General features: G+C 67.2%; 18 protein-coding genes and 1 tRNA gene. 12 read left to right on the plus strand and 7 right to left on the minus strand.

What is annotated here, in order from left to right:
- Nucleotides 1-65: 65 nt before the first annotated feature.
- Nucleotides 66-141, plus strand: a tRNA-Thr gene (locus tag LPC10_RS13105).
- Between the two features lie 88 nt (nt 142-229).
- Here the strand turns inward: LPC10_RS13105 and LPC10_RS13110 are convergent.
- Both LPC10_RS13110 and LPC10_RS13115 read right to left on the minus strand, forming a co-directional pair.
- The gene (locus LPC10_RS13110) at nt 230-538 is read right to left on the minus strand and encodes a hypothetical protein (protein ID WP_231342146.1); all 309 of its coding nucleotides are present in this window, start codon (nt 536-538) and stop codon (nt 230-232) included.
- Between the two features lie 216 nt (nt 539-754).
- Nucleotides 755-1,045 carry a hypothetical protein gene (locus tag LPC10_RS13115; RefSeq protein ID WP_231342147.1) on the minus strand — a complete coding sequence of 97 codons (291 nt, stop codon included), beginning with the start codon at nt 1,043-1,045 and terminating at the stop codon, nt 755-757.
- Nucleotides 1,046-1,772: 727 nt separating this feature from the next.
- On the opposite strand from LPC10_RS13115, the gene LPC10_RS13120 reads away from it, so the two are divergent.
- Entirely contained in the window at nt 1,773-2,192 is a 420-nt protein-coding gene (locus LPC10_RS13120) for a hypothetical protein (RefSeq protein ID WP_231342148.1), read from the plus strand.
- A gap of 118 nt (nt 2,193-2,310) precedes the next feature.
- Entirely contained in the window at nt 2,311-2,574 is a 264-nt protein-coding gene (locus tag LPC10_RS13125) for a hypothetical protein (RefSeq protein WP_231342149.1), read from the plus strand.
- A gap of 35 nt (nt 2,575-2,609) precedes the next feature.
- Here the strand turns inward: LPC10_RS13125 and ccmB are convergent, their stop codons facing one another.
- The 3 genes from ccmB to LPC10_RS13140 form a co-directional block, all read right to left on the minus strand.
- Nucleotides 2,610-3,278, minus strand: a complete 669-nt coding sequence (gene ccmB, locus LPC10_RS13130; protein ID WP_231342150.1) for a heme exporter protein CcmB — start codon at nt 3,276-3,278, stop codon at nt 2,610-2,612.
- Entirely contained in the window at nt 3,275-3,922 is a 648-nt protein-coding gene (gene ccmA, locus LPC10_RS13135; protein WP_231342151.1) for a heme ABC exporter ATP-binding protein CcmA, read from the minus strand. The genes ccmB and ccmA overlap by 4 nt, the downstream gene beginning before the upstream one ends.
- Before the next feature lie 218 nt (nt 3,923-4,140).
- Nucleotides 4,141-4,431: a hypothetical protein gene (locus LPC10_RS13140; RefSeq protein WP_231342152.1), complete on the minus strand. Its 291-nt coding sequence runs from the start codon at nt 4,429-4,431 to the stop codon at nt 4,141-4,143.
- A gap of 206 nt (nt 4,432-4,637) precedes the next feature.
- On the opposite strand from LPC10_RS13140, the gene acnA reads away from it, so the two are divergent.
- From acnA to LPC10_RS13170, 6 genes are all read left to right on the plus strand, one after another.
- Entirely contained in the window at nt 4,638-7,346 is a 2,709-nt protein-coding gene (gene acnA / locus LPC10_RS13145) for an aconitate hydratase AcnA (RefSeq protein ID WP_231342153.1), read from the plus strand.
- A gap of 597 nt (nt 7,347-7,943) precedes the next feature.
- Entirely contained in the window at nt 7,944-8,243 is a 300-nt protein-coding gene (locus LPC10_RS13150; RefSeq protein WP_231347035.1) for an antibiotic biosynthesis monooxygenase, read from the plus strand.
- Nucleotides 8,244-8,266: 23 nt separating this feature from the next.
- The gene (gene maiA / locus LPC10_RS13155) at nt 8,267-8,914 is read left to right on the plus strand and encodes a maleylacetoacetate isomerase (protein ID WP_231342154.1); all 648 of its coding nucleotides are present in this window, start codon (nt 8,267-8,269) and stop codon (nt 8,912-8,914) included.
- 176 nt (nt 8,915-9,090) lie between these two features.
- Nucleotides 9,091-10,422, plus strand: coding sequence for an NAD(P)/FAD-dependent oxidoreductase (locus LPC10_RS13160; protein ID WP_231342158.1), 1,332 nt, complete (start codon nt 9,091-9,093; stop codon nt 10,420-10,422).
- Between the two features lie 85 nt (nt 10,423-10,507).
- Nucleotides 10,508-10,834, plus strand: a complete 327-nt coding sequence (locus tag LPC10_RS13165) for an EthD family reductase (RefSeq protein ID WP_231342161.1) — start codon at nt 10,508-10,510, stop codon at nt 10,832-10,834.
- Nucleotides 10,834-11,142: a hypothetical protein gene (locus tag LPC10_RS13170; RefSeq protein ID WP_231342162.1), complete on the plus strand. Its 309-nt coding sequence runs from the start codon at nt 10,834-10,836 to the stop codon at nt 11,140-11,142. Before LPC10_RS13165 ends, LPC10_RS13170 begins: the two co-directional genes overlap by 1 nt.
- A 73-nt stretch (nt 11,143-11,215) precedes the next feature.
- On the opposite strand, the gene LPC10_RS13175 is transcribed toward LPC10_RS13170, so the two are convergent.
- On the minus strand, nt 11,216-12,589 hold the full coding sequence (locus LPC10_RS13175) for a methyl-accepting chemotaxis protein (protein ID WP_231342170.1): 1,374 nt from the start codon (nt 12,587-12,589) through the stop codon (nt 11,216-11,218).
- Between the two features lie 406 nt (nt 12,590-12,995).
- On the opposite strand from LPC10_RS13175, the gene nadA reads away from it, so the two are divergent.
- Genes nadA through nadC form a run of 3 tightly spaced genes read left to right on the plus strand, consistent with a single transcriptional unit; the run spans nt 12,996 to nt 16,418 of the window.
- Nucleotides 12,996-14,039 (plus strand): quinolinate synthase NadA, encoded by a 1,044-nt coding sequence (gene nadA / locus LPC10_RS13180; RefSeq protein WP_231342171.1) that lies wholly within the window; start codon nt 12,996-12,998, stop codon nt 14,037-14,039.
- Nucleotides 14,039-15,565, plus strand: coding sequence for an L-aspartate oxidase (locus LPC10_RS13185; RefSeq protein WP_231342172.1), 1,527 nt, complete (start codon nt 14,039-14,041; stop codon nt 15,563-15,565). The genes nadA and LPC10_RS13185 overlap by 1 nt, the downstream gene beginning before the upstream one ends.
- Complete coding sequence (gene nadC, locus LPC10_RS13190; protein ID WP_231342173.1) at nt 15,558-16,418, plus strand: carboxylating nicotinate-nucleotide diphosphorylase; 861 nt, start codon at nt 15,558-15,560, stop codon at nt 16,416-16,418. The genes LPC10_RS13185 and nadC overlap by 8 nt, the downstream gene beginning before the upstream one ends.
- Before the next feature lie 4 nt (nt 16,419-16,422).
- Here the strand turns inward: nadC and LPC10_RS13195 are convergent, their stop codons facing one another.
- A complete protein-coding gene (locus LPC10_RS13195; RefSeq protein WP_231342174.1) occupies nt 16,423-16,920 on the minus strand; it encodes a GNAT family N-acetyltransferase in 498 nt (165 codons plus the stop codon).
- Nucleotides 16,921-16,929 lie beyond the last annotated feature (9 nt).

Below are 16,929 nucleotides of genomic sequence, written 5' to 3' on the forward strand. Positions count from 1 at the left end.
CCAACGGCCAGGCAGCCGTCTAAGACCCGGCACATTCCGTTGGGCTTCGACGCGCCTGACGCGACGCCGCAATAGCTCAGCTGGTAGAGCACCTCATTCGTAATGAGGGGGTCGGGGGTTCGAATCCCTCTTGCGGCACCACTCTCCCACGCTGCCGCTGCTGCCGAGATTCAGGCTCTCGTTCGTTGAGAGCGTGAAACCGCTTCTTCTGCCACGAGCGGGCGCTGGATTACTCCGAGCCTCCGGACCGGCTGCCCTGAAGTGAGATGCAGGTCCGCACCATGTCGCTCAGCGTCAACGCCTTGGTGTCGCCGATATTGGCCACCTCTTCCAGGCAGCGCATGAAATAGCCGCTATCGAGGCCGGGCGAGAGCGTGCTCATCGCTTTGCCGACGCGATTGGCGAAATCGATCTTCTCGCCGGCTCCGGCGCGCGGCCATAGGGAGGCTTTGTCGTCCATCTTCAGCCGGCCTGCCGCCAGAGATGGATCGACGAGGCAGAACATGGCCAACAACCCGATCGCTGCCGCTCGTCCCATCGCTTTGCTCCCCGTTGCGTTGTCGGATGCCGCCTCATGATCTGCAGATCCGACAGACGCAATACGGTGCGTTCTTCGATGTTGCGTGAGATGCGAAATTTAAGTTGTTTCTCAGAGATTTATCTGCTTCGGGCGCTGCCGGAAACTGTCCCGTGAGAAAGGTCGACCCGCCACCAGAAGCTCCTGGCGGCCGGTCTGCCTACACCGAAGCTGCCTTTAGCGAGAGCTTCCGCCGCCATTGCCGCCGCCGGCGCTGCCTTGCGGGATCGCGCGCTCCGGTTGGCCGGCATTGCCGCCTGCCGCAGAATTGGTGGTGATGGTGTCAGCTCCGGTGGCGCCGGGCGCGATAATGTAATCGACGGTGTTGCCGGTTGTGTTGGTCTGGCGCTGGATGATCGTGCCCGGCGGAAATGGACCTGCCAACGGACCGGGAGGTTGGACTTGGGCGGTCGCCGCGCCCGAGCCGAGACAGCTCAAGGCGGCAAGGGTGAGAGCGGTGCGGCGCATATGAAACTCCTGAACGAGTGCCCCGAGAACTCCTGAACGACGCAGGAAGGGCCGCTATCCGCATGCAAGTCTCTCAACGGCTGCTCGGTTTCCTGGCGCCCCTGCGGCCTGATGACGACACCCGCCGTGGATGACATCCGAGGCGGGATTTCCGTGGCTGACTCCGCACAGGGTGCAACCGTATCAGCAAATCCGAGCAACAGCCTGTATTGGGGAATGCCCGAGTAAGGGTGGTCAACAAAAACAAAAAAGGCCGCCCCGAAGGACGGCCCGAAGTCTAGGGAGGAAACGCCCAAGAAGGGCTGCAGAACCGCGACGCCATCGCGATCCGGCATGCCCAATATTTCTCACGTTGCACTGCACAATGCAATTGGCGAAGCGTCGGAAGGGGCATGCGCTGACTGCATATGTTGGCAACGCTTCATTCGACGGAGCCAAAGGCCCGCTCACGAGTTCCGGTCCGCCTGACGCCGTTTTCGGATGCCTGAGATGCCTCGCTGGATGTTTGCCTTCCCCATCGTGCTGCTGCTGATGGCGGCGCTTGTCGTGTTTGCCTTCACGCGCACCGGTCCGACGGACAATCAGAACACTCACGCGCCGCAAACCGGCCAGACGCGCTGACACCACCACCTCGCACGCTCTCCTTTTCCCGCCGGTGAACCCCTCGATCCTGCTCGGCCTGCAAATTGCAAAACCGAGTTGCAGGAACGTTGGAGGGGGGGCTGTCATGCGGGTCGGCTGCGCGGTGGTGCTGATCGGTTTGCTGATCCCTTCCGCATCGAGGGGCCTGGAGGCGCGATCGGATGTTGCCACCTTTATCGAGACCGCCCAGCACCATATCGGCGAGCGCGTCACCCTCGAACATTGCCACCTCGTCTACACGACCGAGGAGGAGATCACCTGCGTCGGACTTCTGCCGAAGGATGCCGCAGGCGAGGTGCGGATGGCCGGCAAGCTTCTGATCCGCGTCGGTCCCGCGGAGATGTCGAGCCATAAGCGGGCTCTCGCCCACTGCGCCGGAGGCGCCCTCAACGGAAGCTGCGAAGTGAACGTGTCGGGTGAGGTCTACGATGCCGCCCGCTCCTTCGGATTGGGTGAGGCGCGTCTGATCGGTCTGCGCGAGGCGGCGATCCGCTGGCCTGACTGACGGATGGAGATGATGCCGACGGCCGGAGCGTGGCGGTGTCCCTGGGCAGGGAATGGGCATGAGCCCACGGGTGAACCGTCGAAGGCTTACGGCGTTGGAACTTCTAGGGAGTTTACCGATGATCGCACGTCTCATCTCCGCAGCGGGCCTCACCGCCCTGCTCGTTGTTCCGGCCCTCGCGCAGGGACCGGCCCAGACCGGCACCGGTGGTGATCCGGCCTCGACCATCTACGCGCCCAACACCTCGCCCGTCGGCCGGACTATGCCGCCGGCCGGGGCCGGAGGAGCGCGCCGGGATTCAAACAATCCCGACCGCGAGACCGCCATGGAGCGGAAGGACGACAAGATCGACACCGGCATCTGCATCGGTTGCGACAAGTAGGCGAAGCCCGCGAGCGGCTGCAGGCGGTGCCGTTGTCACTCCGACCAGCGCAGGGCGGCGGCGGCAGCCAGGGTGCCGACCACCGCCGCGATCAGGCTTAAAGCGGCCAGCACCGCGAGCGGTGTCGCGAAGGGCACCGTGCCGCCGAGGGCGGCCTCGGCCGACGAGACGCCGAAGATCAGGGTCGGAATCATCAGCGGTAGCACGATGATCGCCAGGATCAGGCCACCGCGGCGGATGGTGGCCGTGAGGGCCGCGCCGACCGCCCCGATGAAGGCCAGGGCCGGCGTGCCCAGCGCGAGCGTCAGTGCCGTGGCGCCCATAGCTTTCGGCGAAAGGGCGACCAGCAATCCGAACAGCGGAGAGGCGAGCGCCAGCGGCAGCCCGGTGGTGAGCCAGGAGGCGAGCACCTTGGCCAGCACCACCAGTTCCAGGGGAACGGCGGCACCGGTCATCAGGTCGAGGGAGCCGTCCTCCTCGTCCGATTGAAACAATCGGTCGAGCCCGATCAGGGTGGCGAGCACGGCCGAGAGCCACAGGATCGCTGGGCCGATCCGCGAGAGCAGCTTCAGATCCGGCCCGAGGGCGAAGGGCACCAGCACCACGATCATCAGGAAGAAGACCAGCGACAGTGCGCCCGAGCCGCCGACACGGGCGGCGAGCTTCAGATCACGGGCAAGCAGGGCGGAGAATGCGCGAATCACAGCCACTCCTCTGCAGCGAACGCGTCCTCGACCGCGGCCGGAGCGGTGACGGGTCCGATGCGCAGCTCGCGGGCATCTTCGAGGCCGAGGGCTTGGTGCGTTGCAGCAATCACGAGGCCGCCCTCCGCGCGGTGGTGCTGCATCAGGCCGGCGAGCACGCCTTGCGAGGCGAGGTCGAGGGCGGCGGTCGGCTCGTCGAGAAGCCAGAGCGGGCGGCGACAGACAAGGAGCCGAGCCAGCGCCACCCGTCGCCTTTGTCCCGCGGAGAGGTAGCCCACCGGCAACCGCGCCACGTGCGGCAGGCCCATCGCCGCCAGAGCCTGCACTGGAGAGGCGGCTGGGTGACCGAGAAGGTCGCGGGCAAATTCAAGGTTCTCCGCAGCCGTCAGTGCCGATTTCAGCCCGTCTCGGTGACCGACGACGTGAAGGCATTCCGGCAGGGTGGCCTCGCCGATGCCCTCGCCGCGGATCGCGCCGGCATCGGGTTTGAGGCGGCCGGACAGCATCGTCAGCAGGCTCGATTTGCCGGCGCCGTTTCGTCCGGTCACCATCAGCCCTTCGCCGGGGCCGACGGCGAAGGAGAGCCCGGCGAAGATCCGGCGCCCCGAACGGCGGCAGGCGAGATTCTCGACGATCAACCGCACGGATCGGCCTTGGGTGAGGGGAGGGTCCGCACGTCTCGTCTTCGTCCCGAGGAAAGCTGGATAGACCGCCCGCGATACGAGAGGCGGTTCGAGGCCGGATCGCTTCGGCGATCCGACGGCTTGCGGCCTATAGCCGATCGTTTCGCGGCGCGCGAACCGTACGCCTCTCCGGCGCAAGGGTTTCGCGGTTCCCGGTGGCGGATTCGCAGGACTGATTGTCAGAGCTTCCGAGCAGCCGCCGGTCGATCGAGGAGGAAGCGACCCGCGATCCCGCCGCTCTGGCCGGCCGCGGGTGGTTGGAGGCCCGGCTCGCCCACCTCACGCTCCATCGGCGCGACGCATTCCGGGCGGCTTTGCGCCGATGCGGTGCCTTCGCCGGGGTGGCTGACCGAGCGGCTTTTGCACGGCACTCGGAGCTGGAATGTCAGGCGCGCGGCTGTGTCATCGGGCCAGTAGCGGCCAATTTCGAAACGTTCTATAGACCGGTTCAGGCTGCGCCGCGCGATCATTCAAGGGCGTCCAAACCGCCCCTCGCGCACCATCCTGAGTGTCATTCGCGGGCCTCCCGGCCGCCGGGAGATCCCCGAGGGCACTCGCTACCCGGGCACCCCCGGGGCGGCGCGCGCTCCTTGGAGCGCATCCGGCCGAACACCTCTCGTGGTGCAGGTTATGCCTGCTCCGTGTTCGCTAACGCCAGCTCAGGATCCGACTCGCCGTGGCATCGCTCGATAGTTTCAAGTCCCGCCAGACGCTTGAGGCAGGGGGCAAGACCTACGCCTACTACTCGATCCCCGAGGCACAGAAGAACGGCTTGGCCGACGCGACCGCGCTGCCGTTCTCGATGAAGGTGATCCTTGAGAACCTTCTCCGCTTCGAGGACGACCGCTCGGTCCGCAAGGGCGACATCGAGGCCGCCGTGGCGTGGCTCGGCAACAAGGGCAAGGCCGAGACCGAGATCGCCTTCCGCCCCTCCCGCGTGCTGATGCAGGATTTCACGGGCGTGCCCGCGGTGGTGGACCTCGCCGCCATGCGCGACGCCATGGTCGCGCTCGGCGGCGACCCCCAGAAGATCAACCCGCTGGTGCCGGTCGATCTCGTCATCGACCACTCGGTGATCGTCGACGAGTTCGGCACCCCGAAGGCGCTCGGCGACAACGTCGCCCTCGAATACGCCCGCAACGGCGAGCGCTACACCTTCCTGAAATGGGGCCAGTCGGCGTTCGATAACTTCTCCGTCGTGCCTCCCGGCACCGGCATCTGCCATCAGGTGAATCTCGAATACCTGTCGCAGACGGTATGGACCGGGGCGGGTGAAGATGGAGATCCCTTCCCGTGTGCCTATCCGGACAGCCTTGTCGGCACCGATTCGCACACCACCATGGTCAATGGCCTTGCCGTGCTCGGCTGGGGTGTCGGCGGGATCGAGGCCGAGGCGGCCATGCTCGGTCAGCCGCTGTCGATGCTGATCCCCGAGGTCGTCGGCTTCAAGCTGTCGGGCAAGCTCCCCGAGGGAACCACCGCGACCGACCTCGTGCTCACCGTCACGCAGATGCTGCGTAAGAAGGGCGTAGTCGGCAAGTTCGTGGAGTTCTACGGTCCCGGTCTCGACGACATGCCGGTGGCCGACCGCGCGACCATTTCGAACATGGCGCCCGAATACGGCGCGACCTGCGGCTTCTTCCCGATCGACCAGAAGACCATCGACTTCCTGAAGGTCACTGGCCGACAGGACGATCGCATCGCGCTGGTCGAGGCCTACGCCAAGGCGCAGGGCATGTGGCGCGACGCCAAGACGCCCGATCCGGTCTTCACCGACACGCTCGAACTCGACATGGGCACGGTGCGTCCGTCGCTCGCCGGCCCGAAGCGCCCGCAGGACCGGGTTCTGCTCGATGCCGCCAAGGCCGGCTTCGCCGATTCCATGGAGAAGGAGTTCAAGAAGGCCGCCGACATCGCCAGCCGCTACGCGGTCGAGGGTGCGAACTTCGACATCGGCCACGGCGACGTGGTGATCGCGGCGATCACCTCCTGCACCAACACCTCGAACCCGAGCGTGATGATCGGCGCGGGCCTGCTCGCCCGCAACGCGGTCGCCAAGGGCCTCTCGTCGAAGCCGTGGGTGAAGACCTCGCTCGCCCCCGGTTCGCAGGTCGTCGGTGAGTACTTGGACAAGTCCGGCCTGCAGGCGAGCCTCGACGCACTCGGCTTCAATCTCGTCGGCTTCGGCTGCACCACCTGCATCGGCAATTCGGGCCCGCTTCCGGCCCCGATCTCGAAGGCGATCAATGACAACGACGTGGTCGCCGCGGCCGTGCTGTCGGGCAACCGCAACTTCGAGGGTCGCGTGAACCCGGACGTGCGGGCCAACTACCTCGCCTCGCCGCCGCTCGTCGTGGCCTACGCGCTGGCCGGCTCGCTCCAGATCGACATCACCCGCGAGCCGCTCGGCCAGGGCTCGGACGGCAAGCCGGTCTACCTGAAGGACATCTGGCCGTCCTCGGAAGAGGTGAACCGCTTCATCGAGGAGAATATCACCTCGGAGCTGTTCAAGAGCCGCTACGCCGACGTGTTTGGCGGCGACGCCAACTGGAAGGGCGTCGAGGTCACCGAGGCGGAGACCTTCGCCTGGGATGCCGGCTCCACTTACGTGCAGAACCCGCCCTATTTCGAGGGCATGACCAAGACGCCCGACCCGATCACCGACATCGAGGGCGCGCGCATCCTCGGCCTGTTCCTCGACTCGATCACGACGGACCACATCTCGCCTGCGGGCAACATCCGCGCGGCCTCGCCCGCCGGCGAGTACCTGCAGTCGCATCAGGTGCGGGTGCAGGACTTCAACCAATACGGCACGCGGCGCGGCAACCACGAGGTGATGATGCGGGGCACGTTCGCCAACATCCGCATCAAGAACCAGATGGTGCGGGACGAGAGCGGCAACGTCGTCGAGGGCGGCCTCACCCTGCATCAGCCCGACGGTGAGCGGATGTATATCTACGATGCCGCGCAGAAATACGCGGAGGAGGGCACGCCGCTCGTCGTCTTCGCCGGCAAGGAGTACGGCACCGGTTCGTCGCGCGACTGGGCGGCCAAGGGCACGAAGCTGCTCGGCGTGCGCGCTGTGATCGCCGAGAGCTTCGAGCGCATCCACCGCTCGAATCTCGTTGGCATGGGCGTGGTGCCGCTGGTGTTCCAGGGCGACACGTCCTGGCAGTCGCTGGGCCTGAAGGGCGACGAGACCGTGACGATCAAGGGGCTGGCGGGCGAGCTGAAGCCGCGCCAGACGCTGATTGCCGAGGTCACCGCGGCGGACGGCTCGAAGCAGGAGGTTCCGCTGACCTGCCGGATCGATACCCTCGACGAGCTGGAATACTTCCGCAACGGTGGCATCCTGCCCTACGTGCTGCGCTCGCTCGCAGCCTAACCATCCGTCGTTTCGGCGACCGAAGAGCCTCTCCCGCAAGGGAGGGGCTTTTTTCGTCGTTTCATCGAGATGCGGGGGCGCGAGGCGAGGAAGACGCCTTCCGAGCGTATCCTCCTGGGCATCGGCTTCACCGTTCTCGTGATCCTCACTCCGGCAGGCGGACTCCTGCTGGCGGTCCCCTCCGTGATGAGGCCGAATCCCGCTTCGCGTCCGCCCTTGGCCGATGGGTTGCCGCAAGAACTGCGATCGACGGATCGAGCCTTCGCCAAGCGTGTCCTGACAGCCTTCCCGGTCGGATCGCCGGAGGCCGATCTTCTTCGGACCCGCGACGCGCAAGGTCTCCGGGGCCGCGGCATCGAGGGGCGACGATCAAGTTTCGTCCAGCAGGCATTTCCCTGCCAGCATACTTGGAGCATCGACTGGATCGCGGACAACGAGGGTCGGATTGCCGAAGATAAAGGCGAATCACGATGCGGTTTGCCTCTGAGACGTCTGGTATCCCCACAGGCTTTGCCGGCTCCGGCACCGCCGCTATAGCCGAGTGATCGAGCCCCAGCCCTGATCCCGGACCGGGTGCTCGCCCTGGAGACGACGGCCATGATTCTGGAAATCGCGCAGATCGACGTAAAGCCCGGTTCGGAGGCCGCGTTCGAGAGCGGCATCGCCCAGGCTGCTGAAATCTTCCGCGCTGCCGCAGGGTGCCGCAGCTTCGCTGTGCGCCGCTCGATCGAGAAGCCGCAGCGCTATCGCCTGCTGATCGAATGGGAGACCCTTGAAGCGCATACGCGGGACTTCACAGGCTCCGACGCCTGGAAGGCATACCGGTCGCTGGTCTCGGACACGTTCGAGAGCGCGCCCCAAGTCGAGCACACCGAACTGACGCTCAACGGCTTCTGAGCCGAGAGAGGGACGATCCGGCCATGAAGATGTACGGCAACTGGCGCTCTGCAGCGGCCTTCCGCGTGCGCATCGCGATGAACCTCAAGGGGATCGCCTACGAGGAGATCTTCCTCGACCTCGATGCCGGTGACCAGTTCAAGCCGGACTTCCTGGCGATCAATCCGCAGGGGGCCGTGCCTGCCTTGTTCGACGGCGACGGGCCGCCCCTGACCCAGTCGTTGGCGATCCTCGACTATCTCGAGGAGACGCAGGCAGGCGTGAAGCTGCTTCCCACAGAGCCTCGGGCGCGCGCCCGTGCCCGCTCCCTGGCCCAGGTGGTGGCGTGCGACACCCACCCCCTCTACGTACCGCGGGTGCGCACGTTCCTGATGGAGAATTATGGCCTGCCGCGCGAGAGAATGCTCGAATTCCTGCGCAACGCCTTCACCTCGGGCCTGAAGGTGCTGGAGACCCGGCTCTCGACGGAGGAGGGCACCGGCCGCTTCTGCCAGGGCGACGCGGTGAGTCACGCCGACCTCTGTCTCGTCAGCCTTTGGGTCGGCACCGGCATCTTCGGGATCGAGACCGATCCCTATCCCACGGTCCGCCGCATCGCCGAAACGGTGTTGGCCCTCGACGCCGTGGTCCGCGCCCATCCCCTCCGGCAACCGGGCGCACCGACCAGCTAGAATCAAGTGACCGGTACGTCAAAAATATTTTTGCAATCACGCCTCTGTGTCTTGTCAAACTTGCACCCCACCTCCGCTGCGAACGGGTGGGTTCTTGAAGGGTTGCTGTTGTAAGATCATTCCAAACTGAAGCGCCGCCGATCGAGGCGGCCCTTTTTCTTCGAGGTGGGGCGAGGATGGTTCCGAGCGAAACGGTCACGGATCTGCACAAGATCGTCGTGGTGGGAGGAGGGGCGGCCGGCCTGGAGTTGGTGACCAAGCTCGGCAACAAATACGGCAAGCGCGGCAAGGCCCACGTCACGCTGGTGGATCGCGCCCGCACGCACATCTGGAAGCCGTTGCTGCACGAGGTTGCCGCTGGTTCACTCGATGTCGGCCATCACGCCGTCGATTACCTGCACCACGCCCACGCCAACCACTTCCGCTACCGAATCGGCGAGATGACGGGGCTCGACCGTGAGAAGCGGGTGATCCATCTCGCCGCCAGCCGCGACAGCGAGGGGCGTGAGGTCACGCCTGTGCGAGCGATTTCCTACGATACGCTGATCCTGGCGGTGGGCTCCACCACCAACGATTTCGGCACGCCGGGCGTCGCCGAGTACGCCATCGCCCTCGACACCAAGGAGCAGGCGCTGCGCTTTCACCAGCGCCTCGTCAACGGCATGCTGCGGGCGCACACGCAGGAGGGGCCGGTGCGTCCCGGCCAGCTCCACGTGACGGTGATCGGCGCGGGCGCAACCGGGACGGAACTGGCGGCGGAACTGCACCGCACCACCCGCGAGGTCGCCCGCACCGGCCTCGACCGGATCGATCCGGCCAAGGATCTCAAGATCACCCTGGTGGAAGCCGCCGACCGCATCCTGCCCGCGGTGCCGCAGCGCCTGGCCGCGGAAGTGATGGGGCAGCTCGCCAAGATCGGCGTCGAGGTGCGGGTGCAGGCCCGTGTCACCGAGGTGCGGGCCGACGGCGTTCAGCTTGCCGACGGCGGCTTCATCCCGTCCGAACTGGTGGTCTGGGCTGCCGGCGTGAAGGGTCCTGCCTTCCTGAAGGATCTCGGCGGTCTCGAGAGCACCCGCAACAATCAACTCGTCGTCACGCCGACGCTGCAGACCTCCCGCGATCCGGACATCTTCGCCATCGGCGATTGCGCCTACCTCGTGGAGGAGGGCTCGCAGACGCCGATCCCGCCGCGGGCCCAGGCGGCCCACCAGCAGGCCTCGCACCTGTACGGGCAGATGGCGAACCGTCTCGCGGGCCGACCGCTGAAGCCATTCAAGTACCGCGACTTCGGTTCGCTCGTCTCGCTTGGCGAGTACACTGCGGTCGGCAACCTGATGGGCTTCATTCAGGGAAGGAACATGTTCATCGCCGGGCTCTTCGCCCGCTTGATGTACCGTTCGCTCTACAAGATGCACGAGACGGCGGTGAACGGTTGGTGGAAGACCAGCCTCGACGCCCTGGCACGCGCTCTGACCCGGCGCACCGAACCGCGCGTAAAGCTGCACTGACGAAAGGTTCGGCTTGATCCGGCGGAGGGGTGCGTCATGTTCCCGTTCCGCCGGCCTGAAGAAAAAGCCGGCGTAAGGAGACGCCATGATCCTCGTCAGCGTGATGTATCCGAGCGGCGCCGGCACCCGCTTCGACATGGACTACTATCTCAACAAGCACATGCCGCTGGTCAGCGAGCGTTGGACCTCCAAGGGCCTGCACGACTACACGGTCGTGAAGGGCGTCGGCACCCCGGACGGCGGCACGCCGCCCTATCAGGTGATGGCGCTGCTGCGTTTCGAATCCGCCGAGGCGTTCAAGGCCGCCGCGACGGCGGACGGACCGGAGATCTTCGGGGACATCCCGAACTTCACCGACACGCAGCCGGCGGTGCAGCTCAGCGACTTCGCGGCATCGGAAGTGAGAGGCTGATGATCGACATCATCAAGCAGATTCAGGACGCCAATCCGGCACTCGGCACGACGATCATCGTGCTGCGCTCCGACTCGCGGGCGCTCGCCGATCCGGCGACCCTGACGCCGGAGGCGAAGGCGTGGCTCGATGCAAAGGCGCCCGATGCCCGCCTGTCGCAGGAGACGGTGTTGCTCGCGCCCTATCCCGGCGCCGCACCGACGGAGCGCACCGTGACGGTGCTCGCTTTCTCCGACGCACGTCATCTGGCCGCCTTCGCCACCGCCTGGACCGGCGATCCGACGCTTGATGACGACGAGGCCGCCTGATCGCTGACGAGGCCGCCCCTGCCGGATCGGCAGGGGCGGCCTCACGGTTTCGGTTTGAACGGACGCTCGCGGCTCAGGCCGCTTCGATGATCCGTGCCGCGGCCTCGGCCATGTCCTTCATCGCCGCATTCGCGGCTTGGTAGGCCGGCGTTCCGACATCCCAGTTGTTCTGGGCGATCGCCTTGACCATCCGCTCGGCCTCTTCGTGGGCCGTGGCCTCGGCCTTCAGGAACGCGTCCACCCATTGTCGGCGGACGGGGTCGGCGGTGAGACCCTGTGCAACCTGCCGGGCGGCGCGGTTGCGAAGCACGGCGGCGGCCGGATCGGCGGGCCCGGCGCCGAGGAGGATCGTCGCGAGCCCGCGCTTCCAAAGACCGAGATCGGCAGGCAGGCGCACCAACTCGTAGTGGCCAAGCCCGCTCGCATCCGCCAGCGCCGTCTGTGCCAGAGTCTCGGCTTTGACCAGGCGCTTGGTGATGCTGTCGATCTCGGTGCGGGTCTTGGCCGCCTTCGCGGCGATGTTCTGAACGCTGCTCGAAATCTCCGCCGTCGCGCTGCTCTGCTGCGTGATGGCTGCGGCCAGCGCCGTGGTCATCTCGCTCGTGCGCGCGATCTGCTCGGCCGCGCCCTCGACGCGGGTTCCCAGGCTGTCGACCACGGAGCTGCCGGTCGAGACCGCCGAACGGCTCTCTTCGACGGCACGGGCGATCTGGCTCATCTCGCCCTGAAGCGTGTGGAGCCAGGTGCGGATCTGCTCGGTCGAGCGGGCGGTCTGCCCGGAGAGCGACTTCACCTCGGCCGCGACGACCGAGAAGCCGCGGCCCGCCTCGCCGGCGCGCGCCGCCTCGATGGTGGCGTTGAGCGCCAGCAGGTTCGTCTGACTGGAGATCGTGGCGATGGTGCCCGCCATCGTGCCGATCTCGGCGATGGCGTTCTGGAGCAACTGAAGCCGCTCATCGATCTGATGCGTGCGATCGCGGATCGAATCCATTGCCGAGCGGGCATTACCAACGTCGGACATGCAGGCGGCCATCGCCTCGCGCGCCTGCGCGGCGCTAGAGCCGGCAGCCTCCGACGTCTCGGCGACCTCCGCGATGGATGCCCCCATCTCCTCGATGGCGCTCGCGATCGTCTGCGTGGCCTGCGCGACCTCGCCGACATCGTAGGTCGTCCAGCCGATGTTGATGGCGCCTTCCGAGGCTTCCCGGGCGATGGCGGCGATATGACTCCGCTCGGCACGCAGCCCGTGATTCTGAGCACGCTCGAGCTCGCTCAGGGCGACGTCCAACGCACCCCCCGGTGCGGTGGACACATCGAGCGCAGCACGATCCGCCAAGCGCTTGAGCGCGCCGATCAGGCGCGCCTCATCAGACGTTCCGGCGGGCGGAACGTCGGGTGTGACAGATGCGGACGGTCCGGCATTGCGGCCGAGCTTGAAAGACAGCATGGCGTTAGAGGACCCCCACGTTCTTCTTTGTCACTTATTGCGAACGGCGGACCCAAGATCGTTGTTCTTGGTAATCGTTGCTCACCCGCCGGTTGAATCTCGGATAGGTAGAAAGCCTTTCGTAGCGATGACCAGGATGATGACTCGGCGGGAGTTAACACCGGCTTTCAATGATCGCTTAGGTGGCGAATGGCTTACCGATTAGGCCGGCCCATGGGCTTTTGAAACTCTTATGCTTCGTGCGGCTGCGAAGATCGGCCCCGAGCTCGGACGTGAGATGTGCGGATGCAGCGAAAGTGTTGCGTCGCAAAAACGTTATGCTCACTCTCAGCATATCTGGACAACGAGGATTGCCACCCCTAAGTTAGGCGGCGCAATGCTCATTTTGAGCATAAAGGAGACCGCGATGTCCGAGGCAGGAACCGCCTTTCGCGAGCCCGCCGGACGGGCCTTCCCGCTCCCCGACCTCTACGAGCGGGTGAGCCGCCATGTGCCGGCCATCGAGTGGCCGGCGCTCGCCCCGGACGTCGAGGCGATCCTCCGCCTGAAACGCGAGCGCAACGCGGTGGTTCTGGCCCATAATTACCAGGCGCCGGAGATCTTCCACACCGTGGCCGACATCGTCGGCGACAGCCTGGCGCTAGCGCGCGAGGCGGCGCGAGTGGATGCGGACGTCATTGTCCTGGCCGGCGTTCACTTCATGGCCGAGACCGCCAAGCTCTTGAACCCGGGCAAGACCGTGCTGATGCCCGATATGGCCGCCGGTTGCTCGCTCGCCGATTCGATTACCGCCGCCGACGTGCGGGCCTTGCGGGCGAAGTATCCCGGCGTGCCGGTGGTGACCTACGTCAACACGTCCGCCGCGGTGAAGGCGGAATCGGACGTGTGCTGCACCTCCGGCAACGCCGCCGACGTAGTGCGTGCGCTCGGCGTCCCGCGGGTTCTGATGATCCCCGACGAGTTTCTCGCCCGCAACGTCCAGAGCCAAGTCCCCGAAGTAGAGTTGCTGACTTGGGCGGGTCACTGCGAAGTGCACGAGCGCTTCACGCCAGCCGACATCGCCGACGTGCGGGACAGCTATCCCGGCATCACCGTCATCGCCCACCCGGAATGCCCGCCGGAGGTGGTCGAGGCCTCGGACTTCTCCGGCTCGACGGCGATGATGATGAACTACGTCACCGAGAAGCGGCCCTCGCAGGTCGTGCTCGTGACCGAGTGCTCGATGGCTGACAACATTGCGGTGGCTAACCCGGACATCGAGTTCATCAAGCCTTGCAATCTTTGCCCGCACATGAAGCGGATCACGCTCAGCAACATCCGCCGCTCGCTCGAGACGATGACGCACGAGATCATCGTCGAGGAAGGACTTGCCGAACGGGCGCGGCTCGCCGTGGAGCGGATGCTCGCCGTCAAGCCGACCCAGACCGTCTCACCGCGGCAGGCCGCCTGATGAGCGTCTTCGCCCGGAGTCCGGCCGACCGGGTGATCGTGGTCGGCGCCGGGGTGGCGGGGCTCGCCACGGCCCTGCGGCTCGCGCCGCGGCCGGTCACCCTCATCACCGCGGCCCCCCTGGGCACCGGCACGGCGACGGGTTGGGCACAGGGCGGCATCGCCGCCGCGGTTGCCGCCGACGATGCGCCTTCCCTCCACGCCGATGACACGTGTGCGGCGGGGGCCGGGCTCACCGAACCTGAGGTGGCTTTGCGCGTCGCCGAGGCCGGGCCCGGTCTGATCGACTGGCTCGTCGGCCTCGGCACCGGCTTCGACCGCGAAGCCGACGGTGCGCTGGCGCTCGGGCTGGAGGCGGCCCATAGCCGCCGCCGCATCGTGCGGGCGCGGGGCGACTCGACCGGCCGCACCGTGCTCGACGCGCTGGTCTGCGCGGCTCAGGCGACGCCCTCGATCGAGATCCTCGTCGCCGGCCTTCACGGCCTGATGCAGGATGCCGATGGCTGCGTGCGTGGCGTCCTGTGCGAGCGCGACGGCGTCGCCTTCCGCTTGCCCGCCCGCGCGGTGGTGCTGGCGACCGGCGGCGTCGGCGCGCTCTACGCCTCGACCACCAACCCCCGCGGCGCTCTGGGACGCGGTCTGCTCGCCGCCGCGCGGGCCGGCGCGGCCCTGCGCGATCTGGAATTCGTGCAGTTCCACCCGACCGCCATCGCGGCTGGCCGCGATCCCATGCCGCTCGCGACCGAGGCCCTCCGGGGCGAGGGCGCGCGGCTGATCGACGAATTCGGCGCGCCGGTCATGGCCGGCATCGAGGGCGGGGATCTCGCCCCGCGCGACGTGGTCGCCCGCGGCATCTTCCAGGCGCTCGGCCGCGGTCGCACCGTCTATCTCGACACGACCGGCCGTCTCGGCGAGCGCATGCCGCAGCGCTTCCCGACGGTCGCCGCGCTCTGCGCCGAGGCCGGGATCGACCCGGCCGTGCAGCCGATTCCGGTCCGTCCGGCGGCACACTACCATATGGGCGGCATCCTCGTGGACGAGGCCGGCCGCAGCACCGTGCCGGGCCTCTGGGCCTGCGGCGAGGTCTCCTCGACCGGGCTGCACGGCGCCAACCGGCTTGCCAGCAACTCGCTCCTCGAAGCTCTGGCCTTCGCGCCCCGCATCGCGGCGTCGATCGGCGACGCGTCGGCGCTCGTGGGAGTCGACCGGCCGGCGCCTCTGCCTGAGATCCGACCGGAGGTCCCGGCGGTACTGACCGAGATTCGCAGCCTCATGGAACGCAGCGTCGGCGTCGTGCGCGACGAGGTGGGGCTGTCGCAGGCCGTGGCGCATCTCACCAATCTTTCCGAGCGCGGCTCCGATGCGGCCGCGACTGGCTTGATGATCGCCCGGTCCGCGCTCGACCGGTGCGAGAGCCGCGGCGCCCATTGGCGCAGCGACTACCCGGGTCAGCTTCCGGCCCGGCACTCCGTGCTTACGCCCGCCGCGGCGGAGGCTCCCGCGCTTCAGGAACTCACCGATGCCTGACGACGTCCTGCTGCCGCTCCCGCGCCTCCTCGTCGAGCCGGTGGTGCGGGCAGCCCTCCTCGAAGATCTCGGCCGGGCCGGCGACATTACCACGGATGCCATCATTCCGGCGGGCGAGCGCATGGAGGCGGTCATCGCCTCCCGGCAGGACGGCGTGATCGCCGGTACGGACGCCGCGGCTATCGCCTTCGCGCTGATCGACCCCAGCCTCTCGGTCTCGGTCGAGCGGCCGGACGGCAGCCGCGTCGCGCCGGGCGATACGGTGATTCGCCTCTCCGGCCCGGCCCGCGCCGTGCTGACGGCCGAGCGTGTCGCCCTCAACCTGCTCTGCCGCCTGAGCGGGGTCGCCACGGCGACAGCCTCCCTGGTCGACGCGGCCCGGCCTCACGGCAAGGCGCGGATCGTCTGCACCCGCAAGACCACGCCGGGCCTGCGGGCGCTGGAGAAGCACGCCGTGCGGGCGGGTGGGGGCTCGAATCACCGCTTCGGCCTCGACGATGCGGTGCTGATCAAGGACAATCACGTCGCGGTCGCGGGCGGCATCATCCCGGCCATCGAGCGGGCGCGGGCGAAGACCGGCCACCTCGTCAAGATCGAGGTCGAGGTCGATACTCTGGCGCAGCTTGAGCAGGCGCTCTCGGTCGGTGCCGACGCGGTCCTTCTCGACAACATGAGCCCCGACACCCTTCGGCAGGCCGTGGCCACGGTCGATGGGCGCGCCGTGACCGAGGCTTCGGGCCGGATCAACCGGGAGACCGTCGGAGCGGTCGCCGCCTCGGGAGTCGATCTGATCTCGGTCGGCTGGATCACACACAGTTCGGCGATCATCGATCTGGGCCTCGACGCGGCGTAGGCCGTCAGGCGCCGAGCCCGTCCCTCCGCATCCGGTAGCGCCGGAAGGCCTGCCCGTTCCGCGTCACCGTTTCCGCCTCGACGACGTGAAAGCCGGCCGCTCCGAAAAACGGTCGGGCGGTCAGGCTTGCCTCGGTTCGTAGCACGCCGACGCCGAGATCCAGCGCCATCGTCTCGACAGCTCGCAGCAGCGCCCGCGCGACGCCTCGGCGTCCGTGTGCGGGATGGACGTAGAGCATGTCGAGGCGGCCGTCCGGTTCGAGATCCGCGAACCCTGCCGCTTCCGTGCCGATCCAGGCGACCCGGCAATGCCCCCGCATCCGCCGCTCCGTCCAGACGGCCCGATCGATTCGCGACCAAGCCTCGATCTGCGCCGGATCGTAATCGGCTGAAGCAGTCTCGCGCAGGGCGGAATGGAAGATGCCAATGACGGCTTCGAGATCGCTTGCGTGATAGGGGCGACAATCGATCCGTCCCCAGCCCGATGCTTTGACCGGTTCCATCCGCCGACG

It is taken from the genome of Methylorubrum sp. B1-46 (genome assembly GCF_021117295.1).
GTDB lineage: Bacteria > Pseudomonadota > Alphaproteobacteria > Rhizobiales > Beijerinckiaceae > Methylobacterium.